An 18,750-nucleotide genomic window follows, 5' to 3' on the forward strand; every position below is an offset into this window, starting at 1 on the left:
GCAACCTGGACCAGACGATCGGCAGCTTCGACAGCACCATGGTGCCGAACTGCCGGCGGCGGTTGACGATGCGGCCGTCGCGCCGCTCGCTGGCATCCATGTCGAAAGCCGGGCCGTAGACCCAGTGGTAATCGGGCAGCAGTCGCGACAGAATTTCCGGCTGGTCGTCCTCGTTGGTCCGCTGCCAATGCCGCTCGACCTCCTGCAAGGCGATGATGTCGGCGCCGTCGACGACGCGCGCGGCGCGCGCCAGATCGTAGCGGCCGTCGCTGCCGAACCCGTACTGGATGTTGTAGCTGACGAGCTTCATTGATTACCCGGCTCAACTTTCGGCGATGGCACTAGCGGTTCCGTGATGGTGTTGCAATGTACCGCAATGGCGACGGGGCTAGGCCAGGAGGAGTAAACCGCCTAGGTCGTCAGCGGCTGGAACCGCCCCGCCGGCGACGCCGCTAGTTCCGACCAGTCGATTTCCTCCTCCAGCCGGTGATAGGCCTCGTCGCCGATTGTGCCGTTGCGGCGCAATTCCTCCAGCGCGTCGCGCTGGCGCTTGATGGCATAGAGGCGCAGCCGGTCATATTCGGTCGCCGCCTGGGCGTCCTCAGGGTTCTCGGCGACCCGGCGCTGCGCCTCATACTGCTCGCGCACCACTGCCGCCGCGGCCGACGTCTTGTGGTTCAGGACGTCGAGCGCGGCCTGCATGACGGCGACGCGCGCCTCGGCCACCTCGCGGTCTATCGTCGTATCCGGTTCGAAGTCGAGTACCCTGAGCAGAGGCTTCAGGCTCATGCCTTGCAGCACCAGCGTGCCGAGAACGACCGCGAAGGCGGCAAGCACGATCGGGTCACGCCCCGGGAAGCCAGCCGGCAGCGCAATCGCCACCACCAGCGTCACCAGTCCCCGCATGCCGCACCAGCCGACGAGCACGGCGCCGCGAAATGTCGGCGCATCGCGCTTTTTGTCTTCGCTGTCGACGCGGGCAACCCATCGCATGACCGCAACGTAGCTCGCGACCCAGACGAGGCGCGCCCCGATGACGACGGCCAGCACCGTCGCGGCGAAGAGAAAGGCATCGCCTTGCCCGTCGCCGGAGAGCCGGCCGACGATCGAGCGTGCCTGCAGGCCCATCAGCACGAAAGCCAACACGTTCAGCACGAACACCGCCGATTCCCAGACCGAATAGGTGCTGACGCGCCTGCGCGCCGACATCAGGCGCGGCGCGGTTCGCGCAATGGTCATGGCATAAACGACGATGGTGATGATGGCCGACAGCCCGAGCCTGTCGGCAACTATCCAGACACCGAATGTACCGGCGAACTGCACCACGGTGCTGCTTGCCGCATCCTCGATGCGCGTCAGTGTCAGCAGCGAGAAGCGGCCGAACAGATAGCCAGCGACGACGCTGCCAACCGTCGACAAAAGGATCACCGGCACCGCGTCCTTCAGCATGACCGAGCCGATGGCGGCCGAAACCGCGATCCTGTAGATCAGCAGCGCGGTCGCATCGTTGAGCAGGCTCTCGCCCTGCAGGATGGCGGTGATGCGGTGCGGCACCTTGAACTGGCCGAGCACGGCGCTCGCGGCTACGGCATCGGGCGGCGCGACGATAGCGCCAAGCGCGATCGCCGCCGCGATCGGCAGCCCGGCCATCTTCCAGCCGACGAAGGCAACGACCACGGTGGTGAAGACGACAGCGCCAAGCGCCAGCAGCGCCAGCGACAGCCGGTAGCGCTTCAGGTCGCGCAGCGAGGTGTCATAGGCGGCGTCGAGGAGCACCGGCGCGATGAACAGCGCAAGCGCCAGTTCCGGATCGATCTCGATGGTCGGCGCGCCGGGCACGAAGGCGATCCCCACCCCGGCCAAGGCTAGCAGCGAAGGATAAGGTACCTCCAGCCGCCGCGACAGCGCCGCCAGCGCGACGGCGATCAAAAGCAGGACAAGGGTCAGTTCGAACAGGGCCATGAAAATGTCGTAGCGGCTGGAAGGTCGGTGGACCGGGACAAGGTGACAGGATGCCGTTGATTGTCCAGCGGGTGTTGCTTGCCTGGCAATATGCAGGCCTCAAGGCAGGCCGTAAGCGTCGGTCGACCAGTAGGGCCTTGACGCCTACCAGGACGTTCCTATTTCCGCAACGATTTGAAGGAGGGCGCCATGGCATCGGAACCGAGTTGCTCGTTCTGTGGAAAATCCGAGGCAGACGTGCTGCAGATAATTGCCGGCCCGGACGCCTTCATTTGCAACGAATGCGTCCAGCTATGCGTCGAGATCGTCGCAACACAAAATCCCGGCTGGCTGGAACAGCATCGCCAGTTCCTGGCAACGCTTGCTTTGAAGTCCTGACAGAACTCGCTGCAGCGAGGTCAGTGCAGCACCAGCATGTCGCCGGATGAGAACGAGATGTCGGCCTTCTCGCCGACCACGGGCGGTGGCGTCGTCGAATTGTTGAACGTGTCGAGCGACACCGTGTTGCCGCCAATGCCGACGCGCACCCGGATGACCGAGCCGAGGAAGTGCACTTCGGCGATCTCGCCGGAAAGGCTGGTGTCATGGCCGGGTTGCCACCCCAGCGAAATCGCCTCGGGCCTGAGCGCGAGCGACAGCGTGTCGCCGGACTTCGAGCCATTGAGCTTGCCCTCGAGCGCGACCTCCTGCGCATTGACACGCACCTTGCCGGCGGCGGCGTCGGTGACCGTGCCTTCCAGCACATTGAGTGTGCCGACGAAATTGGCGACGAACTTCGTCGCCGGCCGGTTATAGATCTCGAACGGCGTGCCGACCTGCTCGGCCTTGCCGCCATACATGACGGCGATGCGATCGGAGATCGACAGCGCCTCTTCCTGGTCGTGGGTGACGAAAATGGTGGTGATGCCGAGCTTCTTCTGGATCGAACGGATCTCCTCGCGCAGCGACACGCGCACCTTGGCGTCGAGCGCCGACAGCGGCTCGTCGAGCAGCAAGAGCTTCGGCTTCGGCGCGATCGCGCGCGCCAGCGCGATGCGCTGCTGCTGGCCGCCGGAAAGCTGATAGGGATAGCGGTCGGCCATCTGCGGCAGCTTGATGATGTCGAGCATCTCGGCGACGCGGGAATCGATGGCGGCCTTGGCCATGCCCGCCACCTTCAGCCCGAAGCCGATGTTCTGCGCCACCGTCAGATTGGGAAACAGCGCGTAGGCCTGGAACACCATGCCGACATTGCGCTGGTTGGGCTTCAGCCGCGTGATGTCCTTGCCAGCCACCACGATCTTGCCGGCGCTCGGCTCCTCGAAACCGGCGACCATGCGCAGCACCGTCGTCTTGCCGCAGCCCGATGGGCCAAGGAAGGACACGAACTCGCCCGGCGCAACGTCGAGGTTGAAATCCTCGACCACAGTCGTGGCACCGAAGGACTTTCGCACATGCTGGATGGAGAGGAACGGCTCGGCCATGGCTTTGACTTTCAGTTCGGGCGGTTCGCCGATTTCGGCGCGAAGCGGGAAAGGATCTGGATCAGCGACATGCAGCCCCAGGTGATGGCGAAGGCGATGATGGCAAGCGCCGCCGGCTCATAGGCGCGGTTGGCGCCGATATTCTGCAGATACGGTCCGAAGGCCGGCCGATTGAGCAGGCTCGCCATGGTGAATTCGCCGATGACGATGGCGAAGGTCAGGAAGGCGCCCGACAACACCGCGATCAGCACATTGGGCAGGATGACACGGGTGATGATCGTCCCCCAGCCGGCGCCGAGGATCTGCGCCGCTTCCGTCAGCGTCCTGACATCGATGGTGCGCAGCCCGGTATCGACCGCCCGGTACATGTAGGGCAGCGCCAGCGTCGCATAGCCGATGACCAGCAGGGCGTTGGTGCCCGTGTCGCTGGCGAGGAACGGCAGCGGCGAGTTTGAGCCGTACATCCGGATGTAGCCAAAGACGATGACGATGGCCGGAATGACCAGAGGCAACAGCGTGATGAACTCGACCACCGGCCTGATCTGCGGCAGACGCAGCCGGATCCAGTAGGCTGCGGGCACCACGATCAGCACGCCGAGGATGATGGTGAAGATCGCCGCGACCACCGAATACATGAATGTGGCCTGGAAGCGTTCGTCCCCCAGCACGATCTGATAGGCGTCGAACGAATAGGCGCCGCGCCGCATGCGCATCGAGAATTCGACGGTCGCGATCAGCGGAATGAAGAAATAGGCCGCGCCCAGCGCGAAGACGACCCAGGCCCAGAATCTGCCGGACTTCATTTGAGCCACCTCTCCGAGCGGGTCCGGAACCAGATGTAGAAGACATTGGCGAGACCGGTGATGACGATCATGCCGAAGGCGATCGCATAGCCGAGATGCGCGTTGTGCAGCACGTCGCCACGGATCTGCGCGTAGAGCAGGATCGGCACGATGTTGAGCGAGGAACCGGTCAGCGCATAGGCGGTGGCGATCGCCCCGAAGGCGTTGGCGAAGAGCAGGATCACGGTGCCGAGGAAGCTCGGCCAGATCACCGGAATGACCACCATGCGCCAATACTGCGCCGTGGTCGCGCCGAGCGTCGCGGCAGCTTCACCCCATTCCTTCTTCAGCCCGTCGATAGCCGGCGTGATGATGACCACCATCAGTGGGATCTGGAAGTAGACATAAGTCAGCGTCAGGCCCCAGAAGGACAGGATGTTGAAGCCGTGCGCGTAGATGTTCAGGCCGAACACGGTGTTCAGGATGACGGTGGCGAGCCCGAGCCGGCCCAGCGTGGCAAGGAAGGCGAAGGCCAGCGGCACGCCGGCGAAATTGGAAGCGACACCGGAAAATGTCAGCGTCGCCGAGCGTATCCAGTCCGGCAGGCCGCCACGCACGATGGCAATGGCGATGGCGAGCCCGGCGAAGGCGCCGATCAGCGCCGAGGCAAGGCTGACCTTGATGGAAATCCAGTAGGCGGCAACGATCGACGGCTGCGCCAGGGCCGCGATGTTTTCGAGCGTGAACTCGCCTGCGTCGTTCTGGAAGGCGCCCAGCATCAGGTAGAGCGTGGGCAGGATCAGGAACATGATCGCGAAGACGAAGAACGGCGTGACGCCGAGCCATTGCGTCGGGAGCCGCAGCCTTCGCGCCTCGGCGGGCGGCGCGGTCTTTCCCGCAATGGCCTGGTTGGAGAGCGAGAGATCGGTCATGCGCCGGCTGCCGTCTTTGAGAGGAGCCGGGCGGCCAAGGCCGCCCGGCCCTTACACTGTGTTACTTCACGTTGGCGCCGACAACGGCATCCCAGTTCTTGGTGATTGCTTCCTTGGCCTTGCCCTGTTCATCGAGGGTCGGGAAGACAGCCGATGCATAGGCCTCGGCCGGCGGCAGCTTGGCCATCACGTCGGCCGGGAGCTTGCCGTTCTTGGCGAGGTCGTTGAAGCGGATCGGGTGGCAATAGCCCTTCAGCCAGCCGATCTGGCCTTCGTCGGAGTAGAGATACTCGAGCCACAGCTTGGCAGCATTCGGGTGCGGCGCGTAGGCGCTGATCGCCTGCACGTAGACGCCGGCGACGACGCCGGTCTTCGGCACGACGACATCGACCGGCGGGTTGCCCTTCAGCGTGTCGCGGCCGGCAAGCGCGTTGTAATCCCAGGTGACCAGGATCGGCGTCTGGCCCTGGGCGAGCGTCGCCGGCTTGCCGATGACCGGCACGAAATTGCCGGCGGCGTTGAGCTTCTTGAAGAAGTCTAGGCCGGCGGTGCCGGCGGCTTCGCCAGCGGCCGCGCCACCGGAAAGGCCGGCGGCGTAGACGGCCTGGATGGCTTGGTTCGAGGCGCGCGGGTCACCGGCGAGGGCAACCGTGTTGGCATAGTCTGCCTTCAAGAGGTCGGCCCAGTCAGCCGGCGCTTCCTTGACCAGATCCTTGTTCACCAGGAAGGACAGCACGCCGTAATAGTCACCGGTCCAGAAGCCATCCGCATCCTTGGCGCTGTCCGGGATCGAGTCCCAGGTCGACACCTTGTAGGCCTGGATCAGGCCATCAGCCTTTGCCGACGGGCCGAAGGACAGGCCGACGTCGATGACGTCAGGCGCCTGCGGGCCCTTGTTGTCCTTGTTGGCCTTGATCGCCTCGATCTCGTCGCCCGAGCCGGCATCCGGATTGAGTTCGTTGATCTTGATCTCCGGATACTTCGCCTTGAAGCCATCGATGACGGCGCCGTAACCGCACCAGTCATGCGGCAGCGCGATCGTGGTGAGCTCGCCCTCCGCCTTGGCCGCCTTGACGAGTTCATCCAGCGAAGCCGCGGACGAAATCACCGACGACACCATCAGGGTCGCGGCCGAAAGGGAAAGCACTTTCCCCGTGAATTTGAACATGTGTTCTCTCCGTTGAACTGACGCCGTTGGACGCCTGCGTTGCGGTATCGTTTTCGTGTGACAGCCAGATGAAAGCTTTGTGAAACCGGCACCCCGCAGTACGAAAAAGTAAACTCTTTTTAACCGGGTGTAGCAATCGCCTCGCGATTATTTTTCCGGCTAATTATTTCCCGCCTTGTTTTTCGCCCTCTCCCCTTTCCTTTCCCCTCGTTTCCGGATCAATTCCGACGCCTGAAATCTGTCTCAGACAGCGCCGGCGATGGCGTTTTCCAGCAGCGTCAGTGCCGCCTTCTTGGTCAGCTTGACCGGGTTGCCGCCGGCGGTCGGATCGACCACCGCCATGTCGGCGATCAGCCCCTTGCGCTTCTTGTCCATGTCGAGGCCCTTGATCAGGCCGGGCAGCGCATGCGGCACCTTGAGCTCCTTGCGCAGCTTGATGATCGCCTTGGCGAAACCGTCGAAGCCGCCCTTGATGCCGCAATAGGCGGCGAGCCGGGCGATGCGCTCGTCGATGGCGTCGCGGTTGAAGGCCAGCACATAGGGCATGAACACGGCGTTGGTCATGCCGTGATGGGTGTCGTAGAGCGCGCCGATCGGATGCGACAGCGAGTGGATGGCGCCCAGCCCCTTCTGGAAGGCCGCCGCGCCCATCGCCGCGGCGCTCATCATATGGGCGCGGGCGACCAGGTCCTTGCCGTTGGCGAAGGCCTTGGGCAGGTTCTCGAACACCAGCCGAATGCCTTCCACCGCGATGCCGTCAGCCATCGGATGATAGCCCGGCGCGCAATAGGCTTCGAGGCAGTGCGCCAGCGCGTCCATGCCGGTGCCGGCGGTGATGAAGCCCGGCATGCCGACCGACAGCTCCGGATCGGCGATCACGATCGCCGGCAGGAGCTTCGGATGGAAGATGACCTTCTTGGTGTGCGTCGCCTCATTGGTGATGACGCCGGCGCGGCCGACTTCCGAACCGGTGCCGGCGGTGGTCGGCACCGCGATGATCGGCGCGATCGCGTCGGAATCGGCTCTCGTCCACCAGTCGCCGACATCCTCGAAGTCCCACACCGGCCGCGTCTGCCCTGCCTGGAAGGCGATCAGCTTGCCGAGGTCGAGCGCCGAGCCGCCGCCGAAGGCGATAACGCCGTCATGCTTGCCCTTCTTGAACACCGCGATGCCGGCGGTCAGGTTGGAATCGACCGGGTTCGGCTTGACCTCGGAAAACACGCCATAGGGAACTTTGGCGTCGTCGAGGATCTTCCGCGTCGAGGCGACGACCGGCAGTTTCGCCAACCCAGGATCGGTGACGAAGAGCGGCCGCTTGATGCCTGTGGCTGCCAGCACGTCTGGCAGTTCCTTGATGCGGCCGGCGCCGAAGCGGACGGTGGTCGGGTAGTTCCATTTGGAGATGAGCTTGGACATTTTCTGTCTTTCGAAAAATCAGATTGCTTCGCGCAGGTGGTAGGATTTCGGCCGGGTCAGATTGTCGTAGCCGATCGCCGAAAGTGCCGCGCCCTTGCCGGTGTCCTTGACGCCGGTCCAAACGAGCGCCGGATCGAGATAGTCGCAGCGGTTCATGAACACGGTGCCGGTCTCGACGCGGTCGCCGATCGCCGCCGCATGCTCGGTGTCGCGCGTCCAGATAGACGCCGTCAGCCCGTAGGGACTGTCATTCATCAGCGCGATCGCCTCCTCGTCGTTGCGCACCTTCATGATGCCGACGATCGGGCCGAAGCTCTCCTCGCGCATGACGCTCATCTGGTGGTCGACATTGGTCAGCACCTCCGGCGCCAGATAAGGCGAGCCTGCCTTGTCCTCGGCCACCTTCATGTTGACATGCGCGGTGGCGCCTTTGCGCAGCGCCTCGGCCTTCTGCTCGCGGATCAGGTCGGCGAAGCGTGCCTGCGCCATCGGCCCCAGCGTCGTCGCCTGCTCCAGCGGATTGCCGACGACATAGTTCTTCGTCTCGGCGATGAAGCCCTCGACAAACTCGTCATAGACGTTCTCGTGAACATAGACGCGCTCGATACCGCAGCAGCACTGGCCGGAATTGAAGAAGGCGCCGTCGACCAGATTGGCGACCGCATGGTCCATCTTGGCGTCGGGCAGCACATAGGCCGGATCCTTGCCGCCGAGCTCGAGGCCGAGGCTCATGAAGGTGCCGGCCGCCGCCTTCTCGATTGCGCGGCCGCCGGCGACCGAGCCGGTAAAGTTGACATGGTCGATCTTGCCGGAACCGAGCAGCCTCTCGGTCTGGCCGTGGTTCAGGACGAGGTTTTGGAACAGGCCCTTGGGCAGGCCGGCTTTGTCGAAGGCCTGCTGGAATCGTTCGCCGACCAGAAGCGTCTGCGCCGCATGCTTGAGGATGACCGCGCTGCCGGCCATCAGCGCCGGCACGATGGTGTTGACGGCGGTGAGATAGGGGTAGTTCCACGGCGCGATGACCATGACCACGCCGAGCGGCACCTTCTTCACATAACGGCGGAAGCCGTCCTTCGGGTTGGAGGCCAGGACCGGCTTCAACGCCTGTTCGGCGATCTCGACCATGTAGTTGACGCGTTCCTTGACGCCGCCGAACTCGCCGCCATAGCGCACCGGGCGGCCCATCTGCCAGGCGATCTCCGGCACGATCTCGTCGGTCATGGCGACCAGCGCTTCGAGCATCGCCAGCATGTACTTGCCGCGCTCGACGACCGGCGTCTCCGCCCACTTCTCCTGCGCCGCCTTGGCGCGCTCGACCGCGGCATTGATCGCCTGGTCCGTCGCGACCGGCCGCTCGGCATAGATCGAGCCGTCGATGGGTGATTTGAGTTTGACCGTCTCGGTCATGTCTTCCTCGCAGTTTTACAACAATCGAAAATCATGTGGCGTGGCGCCGCCCCTCATCCGCCTGCCGGCACCCTCCCCCATACGGGAGAAGGGCGAAACTCCTGCGCTGACGCCCCTCCCCCTTTCTTCGCCGGCAGAGGGTAAGGGCGAGGGGCAACGCCGACGCTAACCCGGCACCTTAGTACCGCTCGAAACCCCTGTGCAGTTCCCAATCGGTGATGCGGCGGTCGTACTCGAACTGCTCCCAGCGGGCCGTATGCACATAGTGTTCGACAACATCCTCGCCGAAGGCCTGCTTCAGCATCTTCGACTTCGACAGCGTCTCGGTGGCATCGCGCAGCGTCTTCGGGATCTCCGGCAGGCGCGAGGCCTGGTAGGCGTCACCGACGAACGGCTTCTGCAGTTCCAGCTTCTCGTCGATGCCGGCAAGGCCGGACGCGATCAGCGCCGCGAAGGCGAGGTAGGGGTTCAAGTCAGCGCCGCCGATCCGGCATTCCATGCGGATGCCCTTGGTGCCCTCGCCGCACAGGCGGAAACCGGCGGTGCGGTTGTCCTCGCTCCACATGATCTTGGTCGGCGCGAAGGTGCCGGCCTGGAAGCGCTTGTAGGAGTTGATGTAGGGCGCCAGGAACCAGGTGAACTCCTTGGCGTATTTGAGCTGGCCCGCGGCCCATTGCTGGCCGAGCGTCGACAGCGTCCATTCGGCGTTTTTGTCGAAGAACAGCGGCGTCTTGCCGTCGGCGCTCCACAGCGAATTGTGGATGTGGCTGGAGTTGCCGGCGAGCCCGTAATTGTACTTGGCCATGAAGGAGATCGACTTGCCTTCGGAATCGGCGATCTCCTTGGCGCCGTTCTTCAGGATGACGTGGCGGTCGGCCATGTCGAGCGCTTCGGCGTAGCGCACGTTGATCTCTTCCTGGCCCGGGCCCCATTCGCCCTTGGAGTTCTCGATCGGAATGCCGGCAGCTTCCATCTCGTTGCGAAGCCGGCGCATGACGCCTTCTTCCTTGGTGGTGATGCCGATCTGGTAGTCGCCGATGTAGGGCGAGGCTGAGTCGAGGCCCTGCCAGTGCTTCTTGCGGGCGGAATCGTAGGTCTCGTTGAAGAGGTAGAATTCGAGCTCGGAGGCGAAGTAGCCAATATAGCCGCGGTCCTTGAGGCGCTTGACCTGCTTCTTCAGGATGGCACGCGGCGAATGCGTGAGGTCTTCATGGTCGTGGTGGTCGAGTACGTCGCAAATCACCAGCGCCGTCTTTTCGAGCCACGGCAGCCGCCGCAGCGTCGCCAGGTCCGGCTTCATGACGAAGTCGCCATAGCCCTTCGACCAGCTCGCCGCCTTGTAGCCCGGCACCGGCTCCATATCGATGTCGCAGGCAAGCAGATAGTTGCAGCCATGCGTCTCGCCATGGGCGGAATCGACGAAATACTGGGCAAGGAACCGCTTTCCGGCGAGCCGGCCCTGCATGTCGACGATACAGGCCAGAACCGTGTCGATCTCGCCATTGGAGACCGCTTTCTTCAACTGATCGAACGAGAAATTTCCGGCCATTCCTTTGGCACTCCAGCGCTTGGTCGTTGAGAGGGATAAACGCAGCCATGGCCGGCGCGAGGCCGGCCATGGCCAAGGTTATGGAAGTCAGTGGCCGGTTTCGCCGACCGCCTGTTCGGCCGCCTGGATCGCCGCCTGGCGCGCCGCGATGATGTCGCCGAGCGGCGGACCCTGGAAGCGGTTGCGCTCGAACGCGAACCACACGATCGCCGTCAGGATGAAGAAGCCGACGGTGATGTAGAGCGCCCAGTCGTTCGGCGGCTGTATGCCGATGACGAAGATCAGGATCATCGACAGAATGGAGAGGACGCCGAACAGCATGAAGATCGCACGCCCCATGTTCCACGGGCCCATCTTGTCCCACTTCGGCGTGCCCCAGGCCAGCATGCCGAGCACGATCGGCACGGTGAAGGACAGGAACAGGAAGATGACCGTGCAGGACACCACGATGGTGTAGGCCGAGGTACCGGCGACCGAAACCAGCGTCGAACCCCAGACGAACAGCACCGACAGGATCGACGCCGTCCAGATCGCCGCCACCGGCGTGCGATAGGTCGGGCTGACCTTGGCCAGTGCCGCCGAACCCGGCAGCCCGCCGTCACGCGAGAAGGCGAAGATCATGCGCGAAGCCGACGTCACCGTCGCCAGGCCGCACAGCAGCTGCGCGACGAACACGACGAGGTAGACGAACTCCTTGATGCCGGGGCTGACACGCTGGTCGAAGGCCCAGAAGAACACGTTCCAGCCCTGCTTGGCGGCATCGTCCATGTTCGGGATCATCAGGATGAAGGCGGCCAGGAACAGGTAGCCGAAGACGGCCGACCAGATGACTGACATGACCATGGCGCGCGGCACGGAACTGGCCGCCTTGATGGTTTCCTCGGAGGTGTGTGCCGAGGCGTCGTAGCCGGTGATGGTGTAGATCGGCAGCAGCAGGCCGAGCGCGAACACCCAAGCGTTCGACACCGACGGCCAAACATTGGCGCCGGCCTCGCCCGAGTAGTTGTGGAACGTGAAGAGACGGCTGAAATCCCAGGTCTCGGCTGCGGCAAGGCAGACGATCGCGATCAGGATCGAGCCGAGGAAGATGAGATAGCCCGAGAAGTCGGTGAGCTTCGCCGTCAGCTTGATGCCCAGATGGTTGATCAGCGCCTGGGCGCCGGTGATGATGATCAGGAAGATCATCTGGTTGGTCAGATTGCCCTCGATTCCCAGCGCCGGTCCGAAGGCGCCGACGAAGAAGGTCCAGGTGCCGACATTGATGGCGCCGAGCACGGTGATCAGGCCGAGCAGGTTGAGCCAGGCAGTCACCCAGCCGGTGCCGCGATTGCCGAGGATCGAACCCCAGTGATAGAGGCCGCCGGCCGTCGGATAGGCCGAGCTGATCTGCGACATGGCGACGGCGAAGGTCAGCGAGACGAAGCAGCCGACCAGCCAGCCGATGCCGATGCCGATGCCGCCGGCGCCGGAGGTGGCCTGCGCCAGCGAATTGATGCCGCCGGACAGGATGCAGATGATGGAGAACGAAACCGCGAAATTCGAAAAGCGGCTGAGGCGCCGCTCCAGTTCCTGGGCGTAGCCCATGCTGTGGAGGTGCTTTACGTCCTCCGCCTTATCAACTTCGGTATAACCCGGTGCTGCCATTTGAAGTCCCCTTTAGTTCTTAGCTGGCCGATTGTACTGACTATCCCACTGCGCGTTGTCGGGAGCCGCTGGCCTCCTCGGGCTCCAGATCAGAAAAAATGCCGGTGAGCAGATCCGCCCATCTCCGCTGCCCGGCCTCGCCGGAGATTTCATCGTTGCGGATTTCGATCATCGCGCAGGCAAGGCCGCGCGATCGCGCATGGCGTTCCAGCGTGAAATAGACGCGGTCGGCCGGCGAATAGGGTTCGTTGACGCCAACAGTGACGCCGGCGAGCCGCTTGAGCGCTGCGATCAGGGGCGCCGCCAGCCGGCGGTCCTCGTCATGGATGATGCCGATGTGCCAGGGCCGGCTCTTGCCCTTGTAGACCGGCGTGAAGGAATGCACCGACACCAGCCGCGTTTCCAGTCCGCGCGCCAGCCGCTGGTCGATGATGCCTGCGATCGTGTCGTGGAACGGCCGCCACGACAGATCGATGCGCGTCGCGCGCTGCTTGTCCGACAGACCGGCATTGCCGGGAATGACCGTGGTCTCGCTGACCGGAGGCACGAGGTCCGGCGCATCGAGCGGCCGGTTACAGTCGATGACGAGGCGCGAGATGCAGGTTTCGACCAGCGTGGCATCGAGCGCGGCGGCCATGCGATGGGCGACGGGCAGTGCGCCGGGATCCCAGGCGATGTGGCGGGAGAGGTCCTCCGTCGGCAGGCCGAGCGTGCCGAATTCAGGCGGCAGGAAGTTGGAGGCGTGGTCGCAAGTCAGAACAAATGGGCTCGCCCCGCCGGGGTTGGTCACCCTTACGGTTTCAGGCGATGCAGGGCTGGCGGGCCGTGCTGTCTCCATAGTCAGTCGTCCCCTCGGGAGCGCTGTATCGTATGTTACGTATTTTGTCTCATTGCGTCCCTGCGGATGATTTCATACAGTTTGTCCGGCTTTGTCAAACGCGATTTCGAGGAACAGCGTCGACCGGGCCAATAGGTGGGGGAAAAACCATGATCTCCAGCATCGCCGAACTGATTTCCGACCGCATCGGCGCCATGCCGGCCGGCGAGCGGCGCGCGGCGCAGACGCTGATCGCCAACTATCCGCTGATCGGGCTTAAGACCGTCGCCGAATTTTCGGCCGCCGCCGGCGTGTCCTCGCCGACGATCCTGCGTTTCGTTGCCCGTCTCGGCTTCCAGAACTATCCGGAATTCCAGTCGGCGCTTCAGGACGAGCTGGCGGCGCAATTGCAGTCGCCGGCATCGCGCACCCTCAACCCGGCCTCGCCCGGCGGCGGCGCGGTGTCGCCGATGCTCGAGGCGACGCTCGAGAACATGCGCGAGACCTTCAGGCACCTGTCCGACAAGCAACTGGCCGACATCGCCGCGAAACTTGCCGAGCGGCGCGGCAAGACCTTCCTGATCGGCGGCCGCTTCACCGACCCGCTGGCGCGCTACATGGCCGCCCACCTCGCCATCGTCCAGCCGGACGTCTATCACCTCGCCGGACAGGAGAGCATCTGGCGCGACCGGCTGATCGACATGGGCAAGCGCGACGTGCTGGTGATCTTCGACATCAGGCGCTACCAGGACAGCCTGGTGCGCTTTGCCGAGACGGCGCATCAGCGCGGCGTCCAGATCGTTCTGTTCACCGACCAGTGGCTGTCGCCGATCGCCCGTTTCGCCCGCCACGTCATCGCCGGACGCACCGCCGTGCCCTCGGCCTGGGATTCCTCGGCCGCCCTCTTCGTCGTCGCCGAGACGCTGATCGGAGCCGTCACGAGGCAGCTCGAGGCCGACGGCGCCAAGCGCATCCGCGAACTGGAAGGGCTGCGCTAGGCAACATTTGGTCCGGCGGCCGGCCAACGTTACGCAGATTTAATGTGCACGGCAGCGGCAGAATTGCCATAAAGCCATGATATCGCGTGGCTTCGCACATTGCCGGGGTGCGTCGCTGCGTTTTTTGCTTGGGGAAACTGTAGGCGTTTTGCCGACCGGAGTGCCGATGGCCGCCTGGAAACAGATCGTTTTTGCGCTTGTGATCCTGGTGGCCGCCGCGGCCGCCTGGGTACGCTTTTTCCCCGGCGCGCATGAGGTGCTGGCACGCTGGGGCATCGAATGGGCCGATGCCGCGACATCGGCGCAGACGACCGGCGCCGTCGACCCGGCAAGGCAGGCGAGCGGTCGCGACAGCACCCGGCGACCGGCCAATGTCGTCGCCCTGCCGGCGAGCACCGCCACCATCAACGACCGCTTGCAAACGATCGGCACCGGCAGAGCCAACGCCTCGGTGACGGTCAACCCTTACAGTTCCGGACGTCTCGTGGAATTCCTGGTCGCCTCCGGAACCCATGTCGACAAGGGCCAGGTCATCGCCACGCTCGATTCCGACACCGAGGTGATTGCCGAGGACCGCGCCAAGGTCGGCCTGCAGGACGCGCAGGACAAGCTCGACCGGGTCAAGTCGCTGCGGGCCTCGAACGCCGCGACGCCGGTCGCCGTCGCCGATGCCGAGGTGGCGCTGGCCAACGCCAAGCTGTCGTTGCGCGACGCCGAGCTCGCCCTGCAGCGCCGCTCGGTCGTGGCGCCGATAGCGGGCACCGTCGGCATCCTGCCGATTTCGGCCGGCAATTACGTGACCAGCCAGTCGGCCATCGCCACGCTCGACGACCGCTCCTCGATCCTGGTCGACTTCCTGGTGCCCGAGCGCTTCGCCGCCGCCGTCAAGGTCGGCGCGCAACTGTCGGCGACGCCGATCGCCAACCCCAGCCAGGCCTATACCGGCACGGTCTCGGCAATCGACAACCATATCGACGAGGTCAGTCGCACGCTGCTGGTCAAGGCGACGATCGCCAACCCGGCGGATTCGCTGCGCGCCGGCATGTCGTTCCAGATCAGCATGAAATTCCCGGGCGACTCCTATCCGGCGGTTAGCCCGCTGGCGATCCTGTGGGGGTCCGACGGCGCCTATGTCTGGGCGGTCGCCGACGGCAAGGCCAAACGCGTTCCCGTGCGCATCATCCAGCGCAACACCGAGACGGTGCTGATCGACGCGCCGATCGTCAGCGGCGACATGGTGGTGACCGAAGGCACCCAGAGCGTCAGCGAGGGCGGCGAGGTCCGCATCGCCGGCGAGGAGCAGCGCGCCGCCGAAGCCGGCAGCCCATGAGCGGCGGCGCCAACACCGCCAGCGAGAGCGGCTTCACCGCGCTGTTCATCCGCCGGCCGGTCATGGCCCTGGTGCTGAACACGCTGATCGCGGTCGCCGGCCTTGCCGCCTTCTATGGCGTCGAGATCCGCGAACTGCCGGATGTCGACCGCCCCGTCATCACCGTCAGCACCACCTTCGAGGGCGCCGCAGCCGAGACCGTCGATCGCGAGCTTACCGACACGATCGAGGGTGCGGTCGCGCGCGTCTCCGGCGTCAAGTCGATCTCGTCGACCTCCTCCTTCGGCAACAGCCGCGTCACCATCGAGTTCAACGACGGTGTCGATCTCGACGTCGCCGCCTCCGATGTGCGCGACGCCGTCAGCCGCATCTCCAACCAGATACCGGACACGGCCGACACGCCGCGCATCGTCAAGGCCGATGCCAATTCCGAGCCGGTGATGCGACTGGCGGTCACCTCCGACACCATGTCGGTGCAGGACATGACGGTGATCGTCCAGGACCAGATCGAGGACGAGCTCGCCGCCGTCCCGGGCGTTGCCGACGTCCAGGTCTCCGGTGACCGCGACAAGATCTTCCGCATCGACGTCGACCAGAACAAGCTCGCCAGCCACGGCTTCACCGTCGCCGATCTCCGCACGGCCCTTGCCTCGGTCGCCTTCGATTCGCCGGCCGGCTCGATCACCACCACCAACCAGGACCTTATCGTGCGCACGACGGCGGACGTGACGACGCCGGAGGAGTTCGAGAACATCACCGTCGGCGGCAAGACGCGCATCCGCGATGTCGCCACCGTCACGCTCGGCCCCGACGTCGGCCAGACGGCGTTGCGTTCGGATGGCAAGACCGGCATCGGCCTCGGCATCATCCGCCAGGCGGAATCGAACACGCTGGACATCTCGACCGGCGTCAGGGCGGCGGTCGCCAAGCTGCAGGAGAACCTGCCCCAAGGCATGTCGATCAAGGTCACCAGCGACGACGCGGTCTTCGTCAACGGCGCCGTGCACGAGGTCGAGATCGCGCTGGCGCTCTCGGTCTCGATCGTGCTGATCGTCATCTACGCCTTCCTGCTCGACTGGCGCGCGACGCTGATCCCCGGCCTGTCGATGCCGGTCGCCATGATCGGCACCATCGCCGCGATCTATCTCGCCGGCTTCTCGGTCAACATCCTGACGCTGCTGGCGCTGGTGCTGGCGACCGGCCTCGTCGTCGACGACGCCATCGTCGTGCTCGAAAACATCGTGCGCCGGCGCAACGAAGGCATGGGGCCCCGCGCCGCCGCCGTGCTCGGCGCGCAGGAAGTGTTCTTCGCCGTCATCGCCACCACGCTGACGCTGGTCGCCGTCTTCGTGCCGATCTCCTTCCTGCCCGGCCAGACCGGCGGCCTGTTCCGCGAATTCGGCTTCGTGCTGGCGATGTCGGTGCTTCTGTCCTGCGTGGTCGCGCTCACCCTTTGCCCGATGCTCGCCTCGCGCATGCTGTCCAGCGCCTCGCTCCACCATGAAGGCGGCAAGGGCCTCGGCGCCCGCATCGGCGGCGCGCTGAACGCGACCTACCGGCGCTGCCTGCACGCCTGCCTCGGCGCGCCGTGGCTGGTGGTGCTGGTGGCGGTGCTTTTTGCCGGCATCGCCTTCACGCTTTTCGGCACCATCCGCCAGGAGCTGACGCCGAGCGAGGACCGCGCCGTCGTCTTGTTGCGCATCAGCGCGCCGCAAGGCGTCAGCCTCGACTACACGACCGAGCAGATGCAGAAGATCGAGAGGTTGATCCAGCCGCTACGCGATTCCGGCGAGATCCGCAGCACCTTCGAAAACGCCGGCCAGAACGGCGCCTACAACTCAGGCTTCATGGTGATGACGCTGGCGCCGTGGAATGAGCGAGCGCGCAGCCAGCAGCAGATCGTGGCCGAGATCAGCCGATTGACGAGGCAGGTGCCGAGCGTGCGCGTCTTCCCCGTACAGCCCAACAGCCTTGGCATCCGCGGCGCCGGCAACGGCCTGCAGTTCGCGCTGGTCGGCAACGACCGCAAGGCGCTCGGCGAGGCGGCCGGCGAGGTCATTGCCGAGATGCAGAAAGACCAGCGCTTCCAGACGCCACGGCTCACCGTCGACCCGACCCAGCCCCAGCTTGCCGTCGCCATCGACCGCGAACGCGCCTCCGACCTCGGCATCGACATTACCGGGCTGGCCGACACGCTGCAGGCCATGCTCGACGGCAACGACGTCGTCGACGTCTATATCGCCGACCGCAGCTATGGCGTGAAGCTGGTGTCGACGACCAACCCTATCAACGACCCGACCGACCTCGAGAACATCTTCGTGAAGACCGGCGACGGTCGCTTCCTGCCGATGTCGACCATCGCCACGCTGACCGAACGCGCCGTGCCGCCGTCGCTGACGCGCGAGCAGCAGCAGCCGTCGGTCGCCACCACCTCGAACCTGTCAGGCGACTTCGCGCTCGGCGACGCGCTGAGCCGCGCCGAGGAGATCGCCACGCCGCTCTTGCCGCCGGGCAGCCGCATCCTGCCGCTCGCCGAGGCAGCGACGCTGGGCGAGACCAACAGCGCCATGATCACCATCTTCGGCTTCGCGCTGGTCATCATCCTGCTGGTGCTTGCCGCGCAGTTCGAAAGCTTCGTCAGCGCCATCATCATCATGGCGACGGTGCCATTGGGTTTGGCATGCGCGATCTTCGCGCTCCTGCTCTCAGGGACCAGCCTCAATGCCTACAGCCAGATCGGCCTGGTGCTGCTCGTCGGCGTCATGGCCAAGAACGGCATCCTGATCGTCGAGTTCGCCAACCAGCTGCGGGACCGTGGGCTCGGGGTGCGCGAGGCGATCGAGCAGGCCTCCATCATCCGCCTGCGCCCGGTGATGATGACGATGATCTGCACCGTGCTCGGCGGCGTGCCGCTGGTGCTGGCCGTCGGCGCCGGCGCCGAGGCGCGCATTGCGCTCGGCTGGGTGATCGTCGGCGGGCTTGGGCTCGCCACCGTCTCGACCCTGTTCCTGACCCCGGTCGCCTATCTGCTGCTCGGCCGTTTCGTTACGCCGAAGACGCACGAGGAAGCGCGGCTGAAGCGCGAGCTCGAGGAAGCCGCCTACACCAACGTCGAGCCGGCGGAGTAGGTCTAGCTCTCCTCTCCCCGTCACTATACGGGGAGAGCGACTGTCTTGGCTGTCAAGCTGTTTGCCATGGTTTTTGGTCGCGGATGATGGCGTTGAGAATGGTCAGCAGCTTTCGCATGACGGCCACGACGGCGACGATCTTCGGCTTGCCGAC

At 64.9% G+C, this 18,750-nt stretch carries 15 protein-coding genes and 1 pseudogene; 4 read left to right on the top strand and 12 right to left on the bottom strand.

What is annotated here, in order from left to right:
• Positions 1–310, bottom strand: a 310-nt coding sequence (locus tag EN738_RS13615; RefSeq protein ID WP_348629086.1) for an endonuclease/exonuclease/phosphatase family protein, incomplete at its 3' end; no start/stop codon positions are given.
• 101 nt (positions 311–411) lie between these two features.
• A complete protein-coding gene (locus tag EN738_RS13620) occupies positions 412–1,962 on the bottom strand; it encodes a sodium:proton antiporter (RefSeq protein WP_127284139.1) in 1,551 nt (516 codons plus the stop codon).
• 189 nt (positions 1,963–2,151) lie between these two features.
• On the opposite strand from EN738_RS13620, the gene EN738_RS13625 reads away from it, so the two are divergent.
• Positions 2,152–2,340, top strand: coding sequence for a ClpX C4-type zinc finger protein (locus EN738_RS13625; protein ID WP_127284140.1), 189 nt, complete (start codon positions 2,152–2,154; stop codon positions 2,338–2,340).
• Positions 2,341–2,360: 20 nt separating this feature from the next.
• Here EN738_RS13625 and EN738_RS13630 read toward each other — a convergent pair whose 3' ends face one another.
• The 9 genes from EN738_RS13630 to EN738_RS13675 form a co-directional block, all read right to left on the bottom strand.
• Complete coding sequence (locus EN738_RS13630) at positions 2,361–3,425, bottom strand: ABC transporter ATP-binding protein (protein WP_127284141.1); 1,065 nt, start codon at positions 3,423–3,425, stop codon at positions 2,361–2,363.
• 11 nt (positions 3,426–3,436) lie between these two features.
• Positions 3,437–4,228 carry an ABC transporter permease gene (locus EN738_RS13635; RefSeq protein WP_126058391.1) on the bottom strand — a complete coding sequence of 264 codons (792 nt, stop codon included), beginning with the start codon at positions 4,226–4,228 and terminating at the stop codon, positions 3,437–3,439.
• A complete protein-coding gene (locus EN738_RS13640; RefSeq protein ID WP_127284142.1) occupies positions 4,225–5,139 on the bottom strand; it encodes an ABC transporter permease subunit in 915 nt (304 codons plus the stop codon). Before EN738_RS13640 ends, EN738_RS13635 begins: the two co-directional genes overlap by 4 nt.
• 61 nt (positions 5,140–5,200) lie before the next feature.
• The gene (locus tag EN738_RS13645) at positions 5,201–6,307 is read right to left on the bottom strand and encodes an ABC transporter substrate-binding protein (protein WP_126058389.1); all 1,107 of its coding nucleotides are present in this window, start codon (positions 6,305–6,307) and stop codon (positions 5,201–5,203) included.
• A 243-nt stretch (positions 6,308–6,550) separates the two neighbouring features.
• Positions 6,551–7,723 (bottom strand): iron-containing alcohol dehydrogenase, encoded by a 1,173-nt coding sequence (locus EN738_RS13650; protein ID WP_127284143.1) that lies wholly within the window; start codon positions 7,721–7,723, stop codon positions 6,551–6,553.
• Positions 7,724–7,741: 18 nt separating this feature from the next.
• Positions 7,742–9,130 (bottom strand): aldehyde dehydrogenase family protein, encoded by a 1,389-nt coding sequence (locus tag EN738_RS13655; RefSeq protein ID WP_127284144.1) that lies wholly within the window; start codon positions 9,128–9,130, stop codon positions 7,742–7,744.
• 178 nt (positions 9,131–9,308) lie between these two features.
• A complete protein-coding gene (locus EN738_RS13665; RefSeq protein WP_127284146.1) occupies positions 9,309–10,679 on the bottom strand; it encodes a glutamine synthetase family protein in 1,371 nt (456 codons plus the stop codon).
• A gap of 87 nt (positions 10,680–10,766) precedes the next feature.
• A complete protein-coding gene (locus tag EN738_RS13670; RefSeq protein ID WP_127284147.1) occupies positions 10,767–12,323 on the bottom strand; it encodes an amino acid permease in 1,557 nt (518 codons plus the stop codon).
• Positions 12,324–12,363: 40 nt separating this feature from the next.
• A complete protein-coding gene (locus EN738_RS13675; RefSeq protein WP_127284148.1) occupies positions 12,364–13,161 on the bottom strand; it encodes an N-formylglutamate amidohydrolase in 798 nt (265 codons plus the stop codon).
• A gap of 149 nt (positions 13,162–13,310) precedes the next feature.
• Here EN738_RS13675 and EN738_RS13680 point away from each other — a divergent pair, with 149 nt between their 5' ends.
• The 3 genes from EN738_RS13680 (at position 13,311) to EN738_RS13690 (ending at position 18,596) form a co-directional block, all read left to right on the top strand.
• Positions 13,311–14,138, top strand: coding sequence for a MurR/RpiR family transcriptional regulator (locus EN738_RS13680; protein ID WP_127284149.1), 828 nt, complete (start codon positions 13,311–13,313; stop codon positions 14,136–14,138).
• A 166-nt stretch (positions 14,139–14,304) separates the two neighbouring features.
• The gene (locus EN738_RS13685; protein WP_127284150.1) at positions 14,305–15,468 is read left to right on the top strand and encodes an efflux RND transporter periplasmic adaptor subunit; all 1,164 of its coding nucleotides are present in this window, start codon (positions 14,305–14,307) and stop codon (positions 15,466–15,468) included.
• The gene (locus EN738_RS13690) at positions 15,465–18,596 is read left to right on the top strand and encodes an efflux RND transporter permease subunit (RefSeq protein WP_127284151.1); all 3,132 of its coding nucleotides are present in this window, start codon (positions 15,465–15,467) and stop codon (positions 18,594–18,596) included. The genes EN738_RS13685 and EN738_RS13690 overlap by 4 nt, the downstream gene beginning before the upstream one ends.
• 52 nt (positions 18,597–18,648) lie before the next feature.
• Here EN738_RS13690 and EN738_RS13695 read toward each other — a convergent pair.
• Positions 18,649–18,750 (bottom strand): annotated as a pseudogene (locus EN738_RS13695) (IS110 family transposase); the annotation flags it as partial.

This window comes from Mesorhizobium sp. M4B.F.Ca.ET.017.02.2.1, assembly GCF_003998955.1.
Taxonomy (GTDB): domain Bacteria; phylum Pseudomonadota; class Alphaproteobacteria; order Rhizobiales; family Rhizobiaceae; genus Mesorhizobium; species Mesorhizobium abyssinicae.

Excerpts from the sequence above, each read along its gene's own strand:
- EN738_RS13655 (WP_127284144.1), bottom strand. The coding sequence starts at position 9,130 with ATGACCGAGACGGTCAAACTCAAATCACCCATCGACGGCTCGATCTAT.
- EN738_RS13630 (WP_127284141.1), bottom strand. The coding sequence starts at position 3,425 with ATGGCCGAGCCGTTCCTCTCCATCCAGCATGTGCGAAAGTCCTTCGGT.
- EN738_RS13620 (WP_127284139.1), bottom strand. The coding sequence starts at position 1,962 with ATGGCCCTGTTCGAACTGACCCTTGTCCTGCTTTTGATCGCCGTCGCG.
- EN738_RS13690 (WP_127284151.1), top strand. The coding sequence starts at position 15,465 with ATGAGCGGCGGCGCCAACACCGCCAGCGAGAGCGGCTTCACCGCGCTG.
- EN738_RS13670 (WP_127284147.1), bottom strand. The coding sequence starts at position 12,323 with ATGGCAGCACCGGGTTATACCGAAGTTGATAAGGCGGAGGACGTAAAG.
- EN738_RS13640 (WP_127284142.1), bottom strand. The coding sequence starts at position 5,139 with ATGACCGATCTCTCGCTCTCCAACCAGGCCATTGCGGGAAAGACCGCG.
- EN738_RS13650 (WP_127284143.1), bottom strand. The coding sequence starts at position 7,723 with ATGTCCAAGCTCATCTCCAAATGGAACTACCCGACCACCGTCCGCTTC.
- EN738_RS13645 (WP_126058389.1), bottom strand. The coding sequence starts at position 6,307 with ATGTTCAAATTCACGGGGAAAGTGCTTTCCCTTTCGGCCGCGACCCTG.
- EN738_RS13665 (WP_127284146.1), bottom strand. The coding sequence starts at position 10,679 with ATGGCCGGAAATTTCTCGTTCGATCAGTTGAAGAAAGCGGTCTCCAAT.
- EN738_RS13625 (WP_127284140.1), top strand. The coding sequence starts at position 2,152 with ATGGCATCGGAACCGAGTTGCTCGTTCTGTGGAAAATCCGAGGCAGAC.
- EN738_RS13685 (WP_127284150.1), top strand. The coding sequence starts at position 14,305 with ATGGCCGCCTGGAAACAGATCGTTTTTGCGCTTGTGATCCTGGTGGCC.
- EN738_RS13635 (WP_126058391.1), bottom strand. The coding sequence starts at position 4,228 with ATGAAGTCCGGCAGATTCTGGGCCTGGGTCGTCTTCGCGCTGGGCGCG.
- EN738_RS13675 (WP_127284148.1), bottom strand. The coding sequence starts at position 13,161 with ATGGAGACAGCACGGCCCGCCAGCCCTGCATCGCCTGAAACCGTAAGG.
- EN738_RS13680 (WP_127284149.1), top strand. The coding sequence starts at position 13,311 with ATGATCTCCAGCATCGCCGAACTGATTTCCGACCGCATCGGCGCCATG.